This window comes from Staphylococcus succinus (assembly GCF_029024945.1).
GTDB lineage: Bacteria > Bacillota > Bacilli > Staphylococcales > Staphylococcaceae > Staphylococcus > Staphylococcus succinus.
Genome location: NZ_CP118976.1, coordinates 2344632 through 2364319, shown reverse-complemented (window position 1 = coordinate 2364319; position 19688 = coordinate 2344632). Strand labels below are relative to the sequence as shown.

Below are 19688 nucleotides of genomic sequence, written 5' to 3'. Positions count from 1 at the left end.
TTATTTGTACATTGAAAACTAGATAAGTAAGTAAAATATATAGATTTTACCAAGAAAAACCGAGTGAATTAGAGTTTTAAATAAGCTTGAATTCAAAAAGAAATAATCGCTAGTGTTCGAAAGAACACTCACAGATTAATAACATTTTGGGTTTTTAACCGACTTCGTCGTGTTAAAAGTCAAAAAAGATTAAGTTATTAAGGGCGCACGGTGGATACCTTGGCACTAGAAGCCTATGAAGGACGTTACTAACGACGATATGCTTTGGGGAGCTGTAAGTAAGCTTTGATCCAGAGATTTCCGAATGGGGAAACCCAGCACGAGTTATGTCGTGTTATCGATATGTGAATACATAGCATATTCGAAGGCAGACGCGGAGAACTGAAACATCTTAGTACCCGCAGGAAGAGAAAGAAAAATCGATTCCCTGAGTAGCGGCGAGCGAAACGGGAAGAGCCCAAACCAACGAGCTTGCTTGTTGGGGTTGTAGGACACTCTATACGGAGTTACAAAAGAACAAATTAGACGAATCATCTGGAAAGATGAATCAAAGAAGGTAATAATCCTGTAGTCGAAAGTTTGTTCACTCTTGAGTGGATCCTGAGTACGGCGGAACACGAGAAATTCCGTCGGAATCCGGGAGGACCATCTCCCAAGGCTAAATACTCTCTAGTGACCGATAGTGAACCAGTACCGTGAGGGAAAGGTGAAAAGTACCCCGGAAGGGGAGTGAAATAGAACTTGAAACCGTGTGCTTACAAGTAGTCAGAGCCCGTTAATGGGTGATGGCGTGCCTTTTGTAGAATGAACCGGCGAGTTACGATTTGATGCAAGGTTAAGCAGTAAATGTGGAGCCGTAGCGAAAGCGAGTCTGAATAGGGCGTTGAGTATTTGGTCGTAGACCCGAAACCAGGTGATCTACCCATGACCAGGCTGAAGTTCAGGTAACACTGAATGGAGGGCCGAACCGACTTACGTTGAAAAGTGAGCGGATGAGTTGTGGGTAGCGGAGAAATTCCAATCGAACCTGGAGATAGCTGGTTCTCTCCGAAATAGCTTTAGGGCTAGCCTCAAGTGATGATTATTGGAGGTAGAGCACTGTTTGGACGAGGGGCCCTTATCGGGTTACCGAATTCAGACAAACTCCGAATGCCAATCAATTTAACTTGGGAGTCAGAACGCGGGTGATAAGGTCCGTGTTCGAGAGGGAAACAGCCCAGACCACCAGCTAAGGTCCCAAAATATATGTTAAGTGGAAAAGGATGTGGCGTTGCCCAGACAACTAGGATGTTGGCTTAGAAGCAGCCATCATTTAAAGAGTGCGTAATAGCTCACTAGTCGAGTGACACTGCGCCGAAAATGTACCGGGGCTAAACATATTACCGAAGCTGTGGATTGTCCGTAGGACAATGGTAGGAGAGCGTTCTAAGGGCGTTGAAGCATGATCGCAAGGACATGTGGAGCGCTTAGAAGTGAGAATGCCGGTGTGAGTAGCGAAAGACGGGTGAGAATCCCGTCCACCGATTGACTAAGGTTTCCAGAGGAAGGCTCGTCCGCTCTGGGTTAGTCGGGTCCTAAGCTGAGGCCGATAGGCGTAGGCGATGGATAACAGGTTGATATTCCTGTACCACCAAAATTCGTTTTGAGCGATGGGGGGACGCAGTAGGATAGGCGAAGCGTGCTGTTGGAGTGCACGTCCAAGCAATAAGACTGAGTATTAGGCAAATCCGGTACTCTTAAGGTCAAGTTGTGATGGGGAGAGGAAATTTTTTCCTCGAGTCGTTGATTTCACACTGCCAAGAAAAGCCTCTAGCTAGAATTTTGGTGCCCGTACCGCAAACCGACACAGGTAGTCAAGATGAGAATTCTAAGGTGAGCGAGCGAACTCTCGTTAAGGAACTCGGCAAAATGACCCCGTAACTTCGGGAGAAGGGGTGCTCTTTAGGGTTAACGCCCAGGAGAGCCGCAGTGAATAGGCCCAAGCGACTGTTTATCAAAAACACAGGTCTCTGCTAAACCGTAAGGTGATGTATAGGGGCTGACGCCTGCCCGGTGCTGGAAGGTTAAGAGGAGTGGTTAGCTTCGGCGAAGCTACGAATCGAAGCCCCAGTAAACGGCGGCCGTAACTATAACGGTCCTAAGGTAGCGAAATTCCTTGTCGGGTAAGTTCCGACCCGCACGAAAGGCGTAACGATTTGGGCACTGTCTCAACGAGAGACTCGGTGAAATCATAGTACCTGTGAAGATGCAGGTTACCCGCGACAGGACGGAAAGACCCCGTGGAGCTTTACTGTAGTCTGATATTGAAATTCGTCACAGCTTGTACAGGATAGGTAGGAGCCTTTGATACGTGAGCGCTAGCTTACGTGGAGGCGTTGTTGGGATACTACCCTCGCTGTGTTGGATTTCTAACCCGCACCATTTATCATGGTGGGAGACAGTGTCAGATGGGCAGTTTGACTGGGGCGGTCGCCTCCTAAAGAGTAACGGAGGCGCTCAAAGGTTTCCTCAGAATGGTTGGAAATCATTCATAGAGTGTAAAGGCATAAGGAAGCTTGACTGCGAGACTTACAAGTCGAGCAGGGTCGAAAGACGGACTTAGTGATCCGGTGGTTCCGCATGGAAGGGCCATCGCTCAACGGATAAAAGCTACCCCGGGGATAACAGGCTTATCTCCCCCAAGAGTTCACATCGACGGGGAGGTTTGGCACCTCGATGTCGGCTCATCGCATCCTGGGGCTGTAGTCGGTCCCAAGGGTTGGGCTGTTCGCCCATTAAAGCGGTACGCGAGCTGGGTTCAGAACGTCGTGAGACAGTTCGGTCCCTATCCGTCGTGGGCGTAGGAAATTTGAGAGGAGCTGTCCTTAGTACGAGAGGACCGGGATGGACATACCTCTGGTGTACCAGTTGTCGTGCCAACGGCATCGCTGGGTAGCTATGTATGGACGGGATAAGTGCTGAAAGCATCTAAGCATGAAGCCCCCCTCAAGATGAGATTTCCCAACTTCGGTTATAAGATCCCTCAAAGATGATGAGGTTAATAGGTTCGAGGTGGAAGCATAGCGATATGTGGAGCTGACGAATACTAATCGATCGAAGACTTAATCAAATATTAAACCAGTTTTGATTGGTAACTTTTAAATTTTACTTACTATCTAGTTTTGAATGTATAATTTCATACATTTCATTGTCTGGTGACAATGGCAAAGAGGTCACACCTGTTCCCATGCCGAACACAGAAGTTAAGCTCTTTAGCGCCGATGGTAGTCGGACTTACGTTCCGCGAGAGTAGGACGTTGCCAGGCAGTTTGAGACCTTAGAGGGTCTCTTTTTTTTATTATAAAAAAGTAATTTAATATCATTTGAGACTCTTAGGAGTCTCTTTTTATTTATCATAAAATATAAATACAACTCTTTTTTATCCGACTAAGTCTGTTCAATAAAAGAAGAATTATTACCTACAATGAATAAACTAATAATTGAGAAGTGTAACTTTAGGGAATACCTGAGCTAAAGCTCATGCATAAGAACCACTAATCTCAATAAATTGAGAAGTGTAACTTTAGGGAATACCTGAGCTAAAGCTCATGCATAAGAACCACTAATCTCAATAAATTGAGAAGTGGTTCTAAAAAGTTAATGACTTAATGAGTACATCAATATGGGGTTTGAGTTTGGAAAGAGGGATACCTCCAAATCCGAGTATGAATTTTGCTGATTGTTCTGTCGGATCATATTTGGTGAAGGGTGTAATTTTTAGATTGTATTTCTCAGCATTTTTGAGGCATTGTTCTAGAGTTAAACCATTTGTAACTGTTAATGTAAAATGCATTCCAGCTAAGGCACCATCAATTTCTAGTTGGTTTTGAAAGGGTTTAAGTTCATTTAAAATAAATTTTAATTTTTCACTATAAACATTTCTCATTTTATTCAAATGTCTCTCGAAGCTTCCTGACTCCATAAAGTTTGCAACCATCTTTTGTATATGTGCAGGAACAGTATTGCCTTCTTTGTTAGGTAATATATTATAAAGCGCTAATAAATTTTGAGGCAGTACAAGATACGCAATTCTACAACTTGGAAATAAAGATTTAGAAAAGGTACTGATATAGATAACCTTATCTTGAGTATCTAAACTTTGTAATGCAGGAATAGGTTTACCAAAGTAACGAAACTCTGAATCATAATCATCTTCTATAATATATCTATCTTTACTTTGCTGTGCCCAATTTATAAGTTGCGTACGTTTTTTCAAATTCATTACATAGCCAGTAGGAAACTGATGTGATGGTGTGACATAGGCAATGTTGTTATCAAATTCATTAAAGTAATGCAATTCAATACCAGTTTGATTTACAGGTATTTGTTGATATTTAAATTGTTTTTTATCTAAGACTTGTTTAATTGGGGGGTAGCTTGGATTTTCAATATAAAACTGAGCATCATTTAGGATATCAGTTAATAAATTAATGAGTTGCTCTGTGGATGACCCAATGATAATTTGGTCTGGATGACAAGATACACCACGACTATTAAATAAATAACGTGCAATTTCTTGTCTTAGTCCCCATTGTCCTTTAGGGTTTGTGTGCTGTAAGAGATTTAATTGATTGTCTTCAAAAGCGTCTCGTGCATATTTTCTAAATTGTTGCATTGGAAAGTACTCAGCGTCTATTTCTGATAAATTAAATGCAAAATCATATGTATGATTAACATTATTTTCGAAATAATCAGAATTAGATAGATTTGAAGTGTGTCTATTTCTATTAATAATAGGTAAGGTTTCTATGTCTGATACAAAATAGCCAGAACGCGGTTTAGAATATATGTAACCCTCATCTAATAGAAATTGGTATGCATGCTCAATTGTTGTATTACTGACTGAAAGATGTTCGCTTAGCGCACGTTTTGAAGGGAATTTATCCCCAGAATTATATTGTCCTTCGATGATTTGTCTTTTTAAATTTTCATATAAATCAATATAGAGATGTTTTTTAGCCATTTTATTCTGACCCCTTAAATTATTTTGAAATTGTCCCTTTTTAAATACCAGTTTATCTTTTAAAATGAATTTAATCAACTAAGTAAAGGGGTAAAATAAATATGTCTAAAGTTACTGGATCCGAAAGAGTTAAAAGAGGAATGGCAGAAATGCAAAAGGGCGGCGTTATCATGGACGTTGTTAATGCAGAACAAGCTAAGATTGCTGAAGAAGCAGGAGCTGTTGCTGTAATGGCATTAGAACGTGTACCATCTGACATAAGAGCAGCTGGCGGTGTTGCAAGAATGGCCAACCCTAAAATCGTAGAGGAAGTTATGAATGCAGTGTCTATACCTGTAATGGCTAAAGGACGTATCGGCCATATTACTGAAGCACGTGTTTTAGAATCGATGGGTGTTGACTATATTGATGAGTCAGAAGTATTGACGCCGGCTGATGAAGAATACCATTTACGTAAAGATACTTTTACAGTTCCATTTGTATGTGGTTGTCGTAATTTAGGTGAAGCTGCGAGACGTATTGGTGAAGGTGCTGCGATGTTACGTACCAAAGGTGAACCAGGTACAGGTAATATTGTAGAAGCTGTGAGACATATGCGTCAAGTCAATTCAGAAGTAAGTCGTTTAACTGTTATGAATGATGATGAAATTATGACTGAGGCTAAAAATATCGGTGCTCCATATGAAGTATTAAAAGGTATAAAAGAAAATGGACGTTTACCAGTTGTTAATTTTGCTGCTGGCGGTGTGGCAACACCTCAAGATGCAGCATTAATGATGGAATTAGGAGCAGATGGCGTATTCGTAGGGTCTGGTATCTTTAAATCAGAAGATCCTGAAAAATTTGCGAAAGCAATTGTGCAAGCGACAACACATTATCAAGATTATGAATTAATTGGCCGTTTAGCTAAAGAACTTGGTTCTGCTATGAAAGGTTTAGATATCAATGAATTATCATTAGAAGATCGTATGCAAGAGCGTGGATGGTAATATGAAAATTGGTGTTTTAGCATTACAAGGTGCTGTCAGAGAACATATACGTCATATCGAACTTAGTGGTCATGAAGGCGTAGCAGTTAAACGCGTGGAACAACTAAATGAAATCGATGGTTTAATATTACCTGGTGGAGAATCAACGACTTTACGTCGCTTGATGAATCTTTATGGCTTTAAAGAGGCATTACAACAATCTACATTACCTATGTTTGGCACCTGTGCTGGACTTATTGTAATGGCTAAGCATATTGCTGGAGAAGAAGGGTATTTAGACAAATTAAATATCACTGTCGAAAGGAATTCGTTTGGTAGACAAGTAGATAGCTTCGAAAGTGAACTAGATGTTAAAGGGATTGCTAAGGATATTGAAGGTGTGTTTATTAGAGCCCCACATATTGCCGAAATACATGAAGGTGTAGAATTACTTAGTACAGTTGGTGAAAAAATCGTTGCTGTGCAAGAAGGGCAGTATTTAGGTGTATCATTCCATCCAGAGTTGACTGATGATTATAGAGTGACACAATATTTTATAGATCATATTGTAAAATCAGCGCTCACTGAAACAGTGTAATAAAGATTCAGAAGTACTTGAATGTATGGTATATGTATAAGGCTTTAGTTTAATATACTTTTAGTACTTTTAATAGTAAACATAAACAGAGCATGTAAGGGTTATAAACCTTACATGCTCTGTTTTGTATTAAATAAAGAATCCAGCAATTGCTGCTGAAATAAATGAAACGAGTGTAGCGCCGAACAATAGTTTTAAACCAAAGCGTGCAACCATATCGCCTTTTTCATTATTAAGTGATTTGATTGCCCCCGAAATAATACCGATTGAACTAAAGTTTGCAAATGAAACTACGAACACTGAAATAACACCTTTTGCGTGATCACTCATATCTTTAACAGTGCTAAGACTTTGCATCGCCACAAATTCATTTGATAATAATTTCGTTGCCATAATTGAACCTGCTTGTACCGCATCGTTCCAAGGTATACCTATTAAGAATGCGAATGGTGCAAATACAAAACCAATAAGCGTTTGGAAATCCCAAGTAATGCTTCCTCCCGAAATGCCTGTAAAAATAGCACTTACTACGCCATTAAGTAATGCGATAATGGCAATGTATCCTATTAACATTGCCCCGACAATGATTGCGACTTTAAATCCATCTAAAATGTATTCGCCTAACATTTCGAAGAAAGATTGTTTCCCAGATTCACTTTCTTCAACAATTAACTTATCTTCTTTTGCTTCTACTTTATAAGGATTAATGATAGAAGCGATAATAAAGCCACCAAAGAGATTTAAAGCTACTGCTGTCACGACGTAACGAGGCTCAATTAACGTGAAGTATGCACCAATAATTGAAGCAGAAACAGTAGACATAGCTGAAGCAGTTAATGTGTAAAGACGTTGTCTTGGTATATGTGCTAATTCTTTTTTCAATGAAATGAACACTTCTGATTGTCCCAAAATAACTGCTGCAACAGCATTGTATGATTCTAAACGGCCCATGCCGTTAATTTTAGATATTGCTAAACCTAATACATTGATAATCCATGGAAGAATACGTGTATATTGTAAGATACCAATTAACGCTGAAATGAAAACAATTGGTAGTAATACATTAAAGAAAAACGGTGGGTTTTTCGGATCGACAAATTCAAATCCGCCAAACACAAAATTTACACCTTCTGCTGCTTTTGCTAACAAATAATTAAATCCTTCTGAAATTCCACCAATGACAGTGATACCAAATTTTGTTTTTAGCAAAATAAAGGCAAAAACAAGCTGTATTACGAGTAAAAGTCCTACGTATTGCCAGCGAATATTTTTTCTGTCGGAACTAAAAAGAAACGCTAGGCCGAGAAATACTGCAATACCGATCAAACCTATGATAATATGCATAATTACTTCATCCCTTTTATTTTTTCTTAATACCTATAATACAACAAATTAAGGACGTCTAACATCCATAATTAAAAATTTTTGAAACATATTGGTTGAAAAAGGTCAAAGTTGGTCATATAATATAGTCAAAGAAGGTCAAAAGAGGTGATAATCATGCACAACATGTCTGACATCATAGAACAGTACATTAAGAAATTATTTGAAGACGCCAATGAAGACGTTGTAGAAATTCAGCGTGCAAATATAGCACAACGCTTTGACTGTGTGCCTTCACAATTGAATTATGTAATTAAAACACGATTTACAAATGAACATGGCTACGAGATTGAAAGTAAAAGAGGTGGCGGTGGCTATATTAGAATCACGAAAATTGAAAATAGAGACGAAACAGGTTACATTAATCACTTACTTCAACTTATAGGACCATCAATATCTCAGCAACAAGCGTACTATATTATAGATGGTTTACTGGATAAAGAATATATCAACGAAAGAGAAGCGAAAATGATTTCGGCTGTGATTGATAGAGAAACATTAAAAATGGATGTATTATCGAGAGATATTATACGGGCTAATATTTTAAAAAGATTATTGCCTGTAATAAATTATTATTAAAAAGTGAGGTGTTTAGTCGTGCTATGCGAAAATTGTCATTTAAACGAAGCAGAAGTAAAAGTAGCTGTGAAAGGACAAGAAGGCGTTAATGAAAAATGGGTCTGTCCAACATGTGCGCAAGGAGGTAACCCTTGGACACAGAATCAACATATACAGTCCCAAGATGACATTGAAGGTGCTTTTGTTGTAAAACAAATATTACAGCACTTAGCTGCTAAACATGGTATTGATTTTGATGAAATTGCTTTTAAAGAAGAAAAAAGATGTCCTACTTGCCGCATGACTTTGAAAGATATTGCACATGTCGGTAAATTTGGATGTGCAGATTGCTATGCTACATTTAAAGATGACATTATCGATATTGTACGACGCGTGCAAGGTGGCCAAATTGAGCACATTGGTAAGACACCTCGATCTTCATATAGAAAGTTAGCTTTAAAAAAGAAAATCGAAGAAAAAACAACACATTTAAACCAACTTATAGAAGATCAAAACTTTGAAGAGGCAGCCGTTGTTCGAGACGAAATCAAAGCATTAAAAGAAGACAGCGAGGTGAGTAGTGATGAGTGAAAATAATATCAGCGCATATATGAGTGAATGGATGCGCGATAAAGATGAAAGCCCAATCGTAATGTCTTCAAGAATACGATTAGCTAGAAATTTAGAAAATCATGTTCATCCGCTCATGTTTCCGTCCGAGCAAGAAGGTTTTAGAGTAATTAACGAGGTTCAAGATGCACTTCCAGATTTGTTTATACAACGTTTAGACACTATGGATCAACAAAGCAAATACAAACTGGTAGCCAAACATCTTATCAGCCCAGAACTTATTAGACAACCTGCTTCTGCAGTGTTATTAAATGAAGATGAATCTTTAAGCCTCATGGTCAATGAAGAAGATCATATTCGTATACAAGCAATGGGCAATGATTTATCATTACAAACCTTATTTGAAAAAGCTTCTACATTAGATGATACTTTAGATAGTGAGTTAGACATTAGCTTTGATGAACATTTAGGTTATTTAACGACGTGTCCAACTAATATTGGTACAGGAATGCGAGCGAGTGTGATGTTACATTTACCTGGTCTAACAATTATGAAGCGTATGAATCGTATTGCTCAAACAATTAACCGATTTGGTTTTACAATAAGGGGTATATATGGTGAAGGATCGCAAGTTTATGGTCATATATATCAAATTTCAAATCAACTGACTTTAGGTAAAACGGAAGAAAATATTATAGAAAGTTTAACCGAAGTTGTTCAGCAAATTATTAACGAAGAAATGCAAATTCGTGAACGTTTAAATGAACACAATCATACCGAAACGTTAGACAGAGTATATCGTTCGTTAGGAATATTAAAATATAGTAGACTAATATCTATGGAGGAAGCTTCTCTGAGGTTAAGTGAAGTTAAACTTGGCATTGATTTAGGCTATATTGAATTAGAAGATTTCAAATTTAATGAGTTGATGATTGCGATACAGTCACCATTCTTATTAGATGATGAAGATGAAAGAGTAGTAAATGAAAAAAGAGCAGATATTTTAAGAGAACATATAAATTAGGAGGTCATGCTATTATGCTATTTGGTAGACTGACAGAACGTGCGCAGCGCGTACTAGCACATGCTCAAGAAGAAGCAATTCGCTTAAATCATTCAAATATTGGAACAGAACATTTACTTTTAGGATTGATGAAAGAACCTGAAGGTATTGCAGCAAAAGTATTAGAGCAATTCGATATTACAGAAGAAAAAGTAGTAGAAGAAGTAGAAAAGTTAATCGGTCATGGACAAGAGCAAATGGGTGCATTACATTACACACCTAGAGCGAAGAAAGTAATCGAATTATCAATGGATGAAGCAAGAAAATTACATCATAATTTTGTAGGTACAGAACACATTTTACTTGGCTTGATTCGTGAAAATGAAGGCGTAGCTGCACGTGTATTTGCTAATTTAGATTTAAATATCACCAAAGCACGCGCACAAGTAGTTAAAGCTTTAGGCAGTCCTGAAATGAGTAATAAAAATGCGCAAGCGAATAAATCAAATAACACACCAACATTAGATGGTCTTGCACGTGATTTAACTGTTATTGCAAAAGATGGCACGTTAGATCCTGTGATTGGTAGAGACAAAGAGATCACTAGAGTTATTGAAGTATTAAGCCGTCGTACTAAGAACAACCCAGTGTTAATCGGTGAACCTGGTGTAGGTAAAACTGCAATTGCAGAAGGTTTAGCTCAGTCAATTGTGAACAATGAAGTGCCTGAAACGTTAAAAGGTAAACGTGTGATGTCACTTGATATGGGTACAGTAGTAGCTGGAACTAAATATCGAGGCGAATTTGAAGAACGTCTTAAAAAAGTAATGGAAGAAATCCATCAAGCAGGAAATGTGATTCTATTTATTGATGAATTACACACATTAGTAGGTGCTGGTGGAGCTGAAGGTGCTATTGATGCATCCAATATTTTAAAACCAGCGCTTGCACGTGGAGAATTACAATGTATCGGTGCAACAACTTTAGATGAATATCGTAAGAACATTGAAAAAGACGCTGCGTTAGAACGTCGTTTCCAACCCGTTCAAGTTGCTGAACCAACAGTTGAAGATACTATTGAAATTTTAAAAGGGTTGCGTGACCGTTATGAGGCACATCACCGTATTAATATTTCTGATCAAGCATTAATTTCAGCTGCAAAATTAAGTGACCGTTATGTATCAGATCGTTTCTTACCTGATAAAGCTATCGATTTAATTGATGAAGCTAGTTCTAAAGTGAGATTGAAAAGTCATACAACACCGCCAAACTTGAAAGAAATCGAACAAGAAATCGAACAAGTTAAAAATGAAAAAGATGCTGCAGTACATGCACAAGAATTTGAAAATGCAGCTAACCTTCGTGATAAACAAACTAAATTAGAAAAACAATACGAAGAAGCAAATGACAAATGGAAGAACACGAAAAACGGTGAAAATACTTCTTTATCTGAAGATGATATCGGTGAAGTTATTGCAGGATGGACTGGTATACCATTAACTAAAATTAATGAAACAGAATCAGATCGTCTACTTAATTTAGAAGATACACTTCATCATAGAGTCATTGGTCAACAAGCTGCGGTAACTTCAATAAGTAAAGCAGTAAGACGTGCACGTGCTGGATTAAAAGATCCTAAGCGCCCAATTGGCAGCTTTATTTTCTTAGGTCCTACAGGTGTAGGTAAAACTGAATTAGCACGTGCTTTAGCAGAATCTATGTTTGGTGAAGATGATGCAATGATTCGTGTTGATATGAGTGAATTCATGGAAAAACATGCAGTCAGTCGTTTAGTTGGTGCCCCTCCAGGCTATGTAGGTCATGATGATGGTGGACAATTAACTGAAAAAGTAAGACGTAAACCATATTCAGTAATCTTATTTGATGAAATTGAAAAAGCGCATCCCGATGTCTTTAATATACTTTTACAAGTATTAGATGATGGGCATTTGACTGATACGAAAGGACGTCGTGTTGATTTCCGTAATACTGTAATTATTATGACATCAAATGTTGGTGCACAAGAGTTACAAGATCAGCGTTTTGCAGGATTTGGTGGAGCTTCAGAAGGCGAAGACTACGAAACAATCCGTAAAACAATGATGAAAGAATTGAAAAATGCTTTCCGCCCTGAATTCTTAAACCGTGTAGACGATATCATTGTATTCCACAAACTTTCTAAAGATGAATTGAAAGAAATTGTTACAATGATGGTTAATAAACTTACTAAACGTTTATCTGAGCAAGATATAAACATCGAGGTTTCAGAAGCGGCTAAAGAAAAAATTGCAGAAGAAGGCTATGACCCAGAATATGGTGCTAGACCATTAATTCGTGCAATTCAAAAAACAGTAGAAGATAACTTGAGTGAATTAATTTTAGATGGTAACCAAATCGAGGGCAAAGCAGTTAAAATTGATCATGATGGTAAAGAATATAAATATGATATTCAAGAAAGACAAGCACCATCAAAAGATAAAGAAATAACAGAATCATAATATTAAAATATGTGAAAAAGTGCGCTTCTCAAATGTATAAAATTCATTTGGGGAGCGTATTTTATTATGCGTATTTTGAGAATAATTATTTAGAAAATGTGTATGTTAGTGTGCTATTAATATGTACACTTTATAAAGAAGAGTATGCTATATTTCCCGGTAAATATATATAATATTGTTGGTACTATTAAGGAAAGCGTGATATTTTATTTAAATAGTTATTGTAGATAGTCATACATCAACAAAGTGCAAATATATCTCACGATAAAAGCGCGTAAATTAAAAACAAAAATAATATGTACATGATTAAAATTTGTTTTTAATCAAAGAGAAGTATAAAATAGATTTGTTCAAAGAAAGATGGAGGTGCAATTTTGGCCAAAAAGAAAGTGATTTTCGAATGTATGGCTTGTGGTTATCAGTCACCAAAATGGATGGGAAAATGTCCAAACTGTGGTGGTTGGAATCAAATGGAAGAAGTTGTCGAGCAAAAGACAGCGAGTCCGAAGCACGGCGTACGAACTCGCGATAATGTTTCTAAAGTGCAGAAGTTAAATGACATCAAACAAGAAACTACACCGCGTGTTAAGAGTAAGTCAGATGAATTTAATCGCGTGTTAGGTGGCGGGATTGTGAATGGTTCATTAGTCTTGATTGGTGGAGACCCTGGTATAGGGAAATCCACATTATTACTACAAATTTGTGCAGCGTTATCGCAGTCACATAATGTTTTATACATCACTGGTGAAGAATCATTAAACCAAACGAAATTGAGAGCAGAAAGATTGGATGAGGATTCAAGTCAGTTAAATGTGTTTGCTGAAACAGATTTGGAAATTATACATGAAACCGTAAAACAATTAAAACCAGATTTGCTTGTTGTCGATTCTATCCAAACTATATTTCATCCTGAAATTAACTCAGCGCCTGGTTCCGTTTCGCAAGTCAGAGAAAGCACCCAAAGCCTTATGAATATTGCTAAGCAAATGAATATCGCAACATTTATTGTCGGGCATGTTACAAAAGAAGGTCAAATTGCTGGTCCGCGCTTATTAGAACACATGGTTGATACTGTTCTTTATTTTGAAGGCGATGAGCATCATGCCTATCGTATTTTAAGAGCGGTAAAAAACCGTTTTGGTTCTACAAATGAAATGGGTATTTTTGAAATGAAGCAAAGTGGATTAAAAGGCGTTGCAAACCCTTCTGAAATGTTTTTAGAAGAACGTTCAACTAACGTGCCAGGTTCTACAATTGTTTCTACTATGGAAGGTACGAGACCGTTATTGATAGAAGTACAAGCGTTAGTCACTCCTACTACTTTTAATAATCCACGACGTATGGCTACAGGTATTGATCATAATCGCTTGAGTTTACTCATGGCTGTATTAGAAAAGAAAGAAAATTATTTACTTCAACAGCAAGATGCTTATATTAAAGTTGCTGGCGGTGTAAGATTAACCGAACCTGCAGTCGACTTAGGAATCGTTGTAGCCACAGCTTCAAGCTTTAAAGATCAAGCCGTAGATGGTTTAGACTGCTTTATCGGTGAGGTCGGTCTGACCGGCGAAGTAAGACGTGTATCACGTATTGAACAACGTGTACAAGAGGCGGCAAAATTAGGTTTTAAACGTGTCATTATTCCAGAAACAAATATAGGCGGTTGGCAATTCCCAAGCGATATTAAAGTTATAGGTGTCAAAAGTGTAAACGACGCTTTGAGATACGCTTTAGCTAAATAATAAGGCATATAATAAATTTAAGAGCTTACAGATGACTCAAGTTAAGTCTGGCTAGTTTGCTTGAGAAGGGAGAATTAAAACTTGAATATGTTAAGACTCATTGTAATCTTGTGCTATATTATTTTAGGTGCAAGTTTAGGTGTATATTTCATCCCTGAAATCACAATTGATGCTGGTTTAGCTGACTATACACTATTAACGAATAACTATTTCAATGGTCTACTAGGGATTTTAATATTCTTTTTAATCTTTGGATGGTTTATAAAAAGAGCAACTTTAGCATTTAAAGAATTAGAACAAACAATTATGCGTCAAAGTGCTGTAGAAATTTTATTTGCTACAATTGGGCTGATTATTGGTTTGCTTATTTCTGTTATGATATCTTTCATTTTTCAAATAATCGGCAACACTGTATTAAATCACTTTGTACCCATTATAATTACAATTATTCTAGGTTATCTAGGATTCCAATTTGGCTTACGCAAGCGTGATGAAATGTTGCTATTTTTACCAGAAAATATGGCGCGCTCAATGTCTATTAATGCTAGAAATGCAGTGCCTAAAATTATCGATACAAGTGCTATTATAGATGGTCGTATTTTAGATATTATTGAATGCGGATTTATTGATGGAGAGATATTGATTCCGCAAGGTGTTATTAACGAATTACAAGTTGTTGCAGATGCGAATGATAGTGTGAAACGTGAAAAAGGTCAGCGTGGGTTAGATATTTTAAATGAACTTTATGATACAAATCACCCTACGAGAATTATACATCCGACTAAGTCACATAGCGACATTGACGCAATGTTAATTAAGTTAGCGCAACACTATAGAGCGCACATTATTACCACAGACTTTAATCTTAATAAAGTGTGCCATGTGCAAGGGATTCAAGCACTAAATGTTAATGATTTATCTGAAGCTATTAAACCGTCTGTACACCAAGGTGATCGTTTTAGTCTATTACTTACGAAAATGGGTAAAGAATCGGGACAAGCTGTAGGATACTTGGATGATGGGACAATGGTAGTAGTGGATAACGCTAAGAAACATATTGGGGAGCATATTGATATTGAAGTTATCAGCTTATTACAAACTTCATCAGGAAGAATTATTTTTGCTAAAAAGCTAAACTAGATGAGTTATTAAGGTTTCAAATGAATTGGTTACTATAAATTCATTTGAAACCTTTTTATTATTGAGAAAGAGTGAATTTAAGCACAGTGATATCATAATAGGCCTTAAAGTGCTACAATAGATAGCGAAATTGTATTACTATATGATGTGTTGAAATCATAAAATGAAGTGTTAATAGATTGTATAGTAGTGCTTTAAAAAAATATAAGCTATGGTATTATTAATAGGCGGCAAGATAACAACTTTATGAAGCGTTAGTACTAAATTTATTATAAATTTTCAATGTTTTATGTTAAAAATCATTTAACTTAACAAACCAGAATATGTAATGAGTTTCAAAACGCAATATGCTATTAAAATTACTAATAATATTATTAAACAGGAGTGAACATAATGAGTGATCGTGTAAGAGTTAGATATGCACCAAGTCCAACAGGCTACTTGCATATTGGTAATGCAAGAACTGCATTATTCAACTATTTATTTGCTAAACATTATGATGGGGATTTCGTAATTCGCATTGAAGATACGGATAGTAAGCGTAATTTAACGGATGGTGAGTCTTCTCAATTTGAAAATTTAAAATGGTTAGGTATTGAATGGGATGAATCTATCGATAAAGATAAAGGTTATGGTCCATACCGTCAGTCTGAACGTGCTGAAATATATAATCCGTTAATTCAACAATTATTAGATGAAGATAAAGCTTATAAATGTTATATGACTGAAGACGAATTAGAAGAAGAACGCCAACAACAAATTGAACGTGGAGAAATGCCTCGTTATGGCGGTAAACATGCACACTTAACAGAAGAAGAACGCCAACAGTTTGAAGCTGAAGGACGTCAACCTTCGATCCGTTTCCGTGTCCCTAAAGATACTACATTCTCATTTGACGACATGGTTAAAGGTGAAATTTCATTTGATTCAAATAACATTGGTGATTGGGTTATTGTTAAAAAAGATGGCGTTCCAACGTATAACTTCGCAGTAGCAATTGACGATCATTATATGGAAATTTCGGATGTTATTCGTGGAGATGACCATATTTCGAACACGCCAAAACAATTGATGATTTTTGAAACATTTGGTTGGGAAGTGCCAAGATTCGCGCACATGTCACTTATTGTTAACGAAGAACGTAAAAAGCTAAGTAAACGTGATGGACAAATCTTACAATTTATCGAGCAATATCGCGATTTAGGATACTTACCAGAAGCTTTATTTAATTTCATTACGCTATTAGGGTGGTCACCAGAGGGTGAAGATGAAATTTATTCTCAAGAAGAATTTATTAAAATCTTTGATGAAAAACGTTTATCAAAATCACCAGCGTTTTTCGACAAACAAAAATTAGCATGGGTTAACAACCAATATATGAAACAAAAAGATACTGAAACGGTATTTGATTTAGCATTACCACATCTTATTAAAGCAGAACTACTTCCTGAAAATCCTAGTGAAGCAGAATTAGAGTGGGGTCGTAAACTAGTTGCACTGTATCAAAAAGAGATGAGTTATGCTGGAGAAATTGTTCCACTTTCAGAGTTATTCTTCCGTGATGAACAAATATTAGGAGAAGATGAGCAAGAAGTCATTGAAGGTGAGCAAGTACCTGAACTAATGACGCACCTGTATAGCAAACTAGAAGCGCTTGAACCATTTGAAGCGGCAGAAATTAAGAAAACAATTAAAGAAGTTCAAAAAGAAACAGGTATTAAAGGTAAGCAATTATTTATGCCGATACGTGTTGCTGTTACTGGCCAAATGCATGGGCCAGAACTACCTAATACTATCGAAGTATTAGGCAAAGACAAAGTGTTGTCACGTTTGAAAAAATACGTTTAAATAATTTCGGTATGTAACGTAAAAGTATTGGGGAGTTAATACTTGAAAAATTACAACAAACCACCTATTATTAAAACTGAAAATAGCAAAGGATTAGTAGGTAATGGATTGTGTCAAGAGAGTGTGCGGATGCTGTGAGCACACCACAGAAATTACGGAATGCACCTTTGTATGAATATCAATTAAATAACTTTGATGAGTGAATATGAGTTGGGAAGCAATGATTAAATCATAGATATGGTTTATAGTGAGGACTTGTATATAAAAATAAGAGTGGAACCGTGCAAAAGCGCCTCTAACAAGTGAGTTAGGGGCGCTTTTTTTAATAAGGAGGTAGCAACCTTGTTTAAGATTTTGAAAAGAGTAAAAGATGATGTAAATATGGTGTTCGAACAAGATCCAGCCGCACGTACGACATTGGAAGTTATTACTTCATATGCAGGCATACATGCAGTGTGGAGCCACCTCATCGCACACGAATTATATAAAAAAAAGAAATATGTTCTAGCGAGGTTGATTTCTCAAGTCACTCGCTTTTTCACTGGAATTGAAATACATCCAGGTGCTCAGGTTGGTAGACGTTTATTTATTGATCATGGTATGGGTGTAGTTATTGGGGAAACGTGTAGAATTGGAGATAATGTCACAATTTATCAAGGTGTCACATTAGGTGGTACGGGTAAAGAAAAAGGTAAACGTCATCCTGACATTGGCGACAATGTTTTAATCGCTGCTGGTGCCAAAGTATTAGGCAATATTAAAATTGAATCTGACGTAAATATAGGCGCTAATTCTGTAGTATTAAGTTCAGTACCAAGCTATTCTACTGTAGTTGGCATACCAGGTCATATTGTTAAACAAGATGGCAGACGCATAGGTAAAACATTTGACCACCGCAATTTACCAGATCCGCTTTTCGAGCAATTAAAAGAATTAGAGAAACAACTTGAGAAAACAAGAAATGGAGAGATACAAGATGATTACATTATATAATACGCTAACACGTCAAAAAGAGACGTTTGAGCCTATTGAACCAGGAAAGGTTAAAATGTATGTTTGTGGACCTACTGTGTACAATTACATTCATATAGGTAACGCAAGACCAGCTATCAATTACGACGTAGTAAGAAGATACTTTGAATATCAAGGTTACGAAGTGATCTTTGTATCAAATTTCACAGATGTTGATGATAAATTAATCAAACGTTCTAAAGAATTAAATGAATCTGTATCAGATATTGCCGATAGATATATTGAAGCATTTTATGAAGATGTTGGCGCACTAAATGTAAAGAAAGCAACTTCTAATCCACGTGTAATGAATCATATGGATGACATTATTAAGTTTATTGAGGATTTAGTAAATGAAGGTAATGCGTATGAAAGTGGCGGAGATGTTTATTTTAGAACACGTAAATTTAAAGAATACGGCAAGTTAAGTCATCAATCTTTGAATGATTTAAAAGTCGGTGCACGTATAGAACAAGGCGAACAGAAAGAAGATGCATTAGATTTCACGTTATGGAAAAAGGCGAAGCCGGGTGAAATCAGTTGGGATAGTCCATTTGGTGAAGGTAGACCTGGATGGCATATCGAATGTTCAGTAATGGCTTATCATGAATTAGGAGCAACGATTGATATTCATGCAGGTGGTGCTGACTTACAATTCCCACACCATGAAAATGAAATTGCGCAATCAGAAGCACACAACCACGCTCCGTTTGCTCATTATTGGATGCATAATGGCTTTATCAATATTGATAATGAAAAAATGAGTAAATCATTAGGTAACTTTGTATTAGTTCATGACATCATTAAGCAGATAGATCCAGATGTTTTACGTTTCTTTATGATTAGTGTGCATTATAGAAGTCCAATCAACTATAATGTGGAATTAGTTGAAGCAGCAAAAAGTGGCTTAGAGCGTATACGTAACAGTTATAAAGCGATTGAAGATCGTGAAGCAATTGCGACAGATATTGCAGAACAATCAGCATATATCGATGACATTAATGCTGTATTAGAACAATTTGAAACTGTCATGGATGATGATTTTAATACTGCTAATGCTATAACTGCATGGTATGATTTAGCGAAATTAGCTAATAAATATGTGTTAGAGAACACAACATCTACAGAAGTGATAAGTCGTTTCAAAGAAGTATACAAAATTTTCAGTGATGTACTAGGTGTGCCATTAAAAGGCAAAGAAAGTGACGTTCTGTTAGATGCAGATATCGAAGCGCTTATAGAAGAAAGAAATAATGCTAGAAAGCAAAAAGATTTTGCACGAGCTGACGAAATCCGTGAAGAACTAAAAGCGCAGAATATCATTTTAGAAGATACGGCACAAGGCGTGAGATTTAAACGTGGTTAAT

General features: G+C 36.8%; 13 protein-coding genes and 2 rRNA genes. 13 read left to right on the top strand and 2 right to left on the bottom strand.

Annotation, left to right across the window (positions count from 1 at the left end; genetic code table 11):
- The first annotated feature begins 187 nt into the window (after positions 1 to 187).
- A 23S ribosomal RNA gene (locus tag PYW31_RS11495) occupies positions 188 to 3109 on the top strand.
- A gap of 81 nt (positions 3110 to 3190) precedes the next feature.
- Positions 3191 to 3305, top strand: a 5S ribosomal RNA gene (gene rrf / locus PYW31_RS11490).
- 323 nt (positions 3306 to 3628) lie between these two features.
- Here rrf and pdxR read toward each other — a convergent pair.
- Positions 3629 to 5002: a MocR-like pyridoxine biosynthesis transcription factor PdxR gene (pdxR, locus tag PYW31_RS11485; RefSeq protein ID WP_046837683.1), complete on the bottom strand. Its 1374-nt coding sequence runs from the start codon at positions 5000 to 5002 to the stop codon at positions 3629 to 3631.
- A gap of 101 nt (positions 5003 to 5103) precedes the next feature.
- On the opposite strand from pdxR, the gene pdxS reads away from it, so the two are divergent.
- Together pdxS and pdxT are read left to right on the top strand one after the other, a co-directional pair.
- Complete coding sequence (gene pdxS / locus PYW31_RS11480) at positions 5104 to 5991, top strand: pyridoxal 5'-phosphate synthase lyase subunit PdxS (RefSeq protein ID WP_046837684.1); 888 nt, start codon at positions 5104 to 5106, stop codon at positions 5989 to 5991.
- A gap of 1 nt (position 5992) precedes the next feature.
- Positions 5993 to 6568, top strand: a complete 576-nt coding sequence (gene pdxT, locus PYW31_RS11475; RefSeq protein ID WP_046837685.1) for a pyridoxal 5'-phosphate synthase glutaminase subunit PdxT — start codon at positions 5993 to 5995, stop codon at positions 6566 to 6568.
- 129 nt (positions 6569 to 6697) lie between these two features.
- On the opposite strand, the gene PYW31_RS11470 is transcribed toward pdxT, so the two are convergent.
- On the bottom strand, positions 6698 to 7912 hold the full coding sequence (locus PYW31_RS11470; protein ID WP_046837686.1) for a NupC/NupG family nucleoside CNT transporter: 1215 nt from the start codon (positions 7910 to 7912) through the stop codon (positions 6698 to 6700).
- A gap of 156 nt (positions 7913 to 8068) precedes the next feature.
- On the opposite strand from PYW31_RS11470, the gene PYW31_RS11465 reads away from it, so the two are divergent.
- The 9 genes from PYW31_RS11465 to cysS all read left to right on the top strand — a co-directional run bounded on the left by PYW31_RS11465 (position 8069) and on the right by cysS (position 19687).
- Positions 8069 to 8530 (top strand): CtsR family transcriptional regulator, encoded by a 462-nt coding sequence (locus PYW31_RS11465; protein ID WP_046837687.1) that lies wholly within the window; start codon positions 8069 to 8071, stop codon positions 8528 to 8530.
- Between the two features lie 18 nt (positions 8531 to 8548).
- Positions 8549 to 9100 (top strand): UvrB/UvrC motif-containing protein, encoded by a 552-nt coding sequence (locus PYW31_RS11460; RefSeq protein WP_046837688.1) that lies wholly within the window; start codon positions 8549 to 8551, stop codon positions 9098 to 9100.
- Complete coding sequence (locus PYW31_RS11455; RefSeq protein WP_046837689.1) at positions 9093 to 10103, top strand: protein arginine kinase; 1011 nt, start codon at positions 9093 to 9095, stop codon at positions 10101 to 10103. Before PYW31_RS11460 ends, PYW31_RS11455 begins: the two co-directional genes overlap by 8 nt.
- 14 nt (positions 10104 to 10117) lie before the next feature.
- The gene (locus PYW31_RS11450; RefSeq protein ID WP_046837690.1) at positions 10118 to 12580 is read left to right on the top strand and encodes an ATP-dependent Clp protease ATP-binding subunit; all 2463 of its coding nucleotides are present in this window, start codon (positions 10118 to 10120) and stop codon (positions 12578 to 12580) included.
- Between the two features lie 374 nt (positions 12581 to 12954).
- Positions 12955 to 14322, top strand: a complete 1368-nt coding sequence (gene radA / locus PYW31_RS11445; RefSeq protein ID WP_046837691.1) for a DNA repair protein RadA — start codon at positions 12955 to 12957, stop codon at positions 14320 to 14322.
- Positions 14323 to 14403: 81 nt separating this feature from the next.
- Positions 14404 to 15462: a PIN/TRAM domain-containing protein gene (locus PYW31_RS11440; RefSeq protein WP_046837692.1), complete on the top strand. Its 1059-nt coding sequence runs from the start codon at positions 14404 to 14406 to the stop codon at positions 15460 to 15462.
- Between the two features lie 393 nt (positions 15463 to 15855).
- On the top strand, positions 15856 to 17310 hold the full coding sequence (gene gltX, locus PYW31_RS11435) for a glutamate--tRNA ligase (RefSeq protein ID WP_046837693.1): 1455 nt from the start codon (positions 15856 to 15858) through the stop codon (positions 17308 to 17310).
- Positions 17311 to 17661: 351 nt separating this feature from the next.
- Positions 17662 to 18303, top strand: a complete 642-nt coding sequence (gene cysE / locus PYW31_RS11430) for a serine O-acetyltransferase (RefSeq protein ID WP_046837763.1) — start codon at positions 17662 to 17664, stop codon at positions 18301 to 18303.
- A complete protein-coding gene (gene cysS, locus PYW31_RS11425) occupies positions 18287 to 19687 on the top strand; it encodes a cysteine--tRNA ligase (RefSeq protein ID WP_046837694.1) in 1401 nt (466 codons plus the stop codon). Before cysE ends, cysS begins: the two co-directional genes overlap by 17 nt.
- Position 19688: the final 1 nt, after the last annotated feature.

Coding starts and splice junctions, on each gene's coding strand:
- PYW31_RS11470 (WP_046837686.1), bottom strand. CDS start 7,912: ATGCATATTATCATAGGTTTGATCGGTATTGCAGTATTTCTCGGCCTA.
- gltX (WP_046837693.1), top strand. CDS start 15,856: ATGAGTGATCGTGTAAGAGTTAGATATGCACCAAGTCCAACAGGCTAC.
- PYW31_RS11455 (WP_046837689.1), top strand. CDS start 9,093: ATGAGTGAAAATAATATCAGCGCATATATGAGTGAATGGATGCGCGAT.
- pdxT (WP_046837685.1), top strand. CDS start 5,993: ATGAAAATTGGTGTTTTAGCATTACAAGGTGCTGTCAGAGAACATATA.
- PYW31_RS11465 (WP_046837687.1), top strand. CDS start 8,069: ATGCACAACATGTCTGACATCATAGAACAGTACATTAAGAAATTATTT.
- cysS (WP_046837694.1), top strand. CDS start 18,287: ATGATTACATTATATAATACGCTAACACGTCAAAAAGAGACGTTTGAG.
- pdxR (WP_046837683.1), bottom strand. CDS start 5,002: ATGGCTAAAAAACATCTCTATATTGATTTATATGAAAATTTAAAAAGA.
- PYW31_RS11450 (WP_046837690.1), top strand. CDS start 10,118: ATGCTATTTGGTAGACTGACAGAACGTGCGCAGCGCGTACTAGCACAT.
- pdxS (WP_046837684.1), top strand. CDS start 5,104: ATGTCTAAAGTTACTGGATCCGAAAGAGTTAAAAGAGGAATGGCAGAA.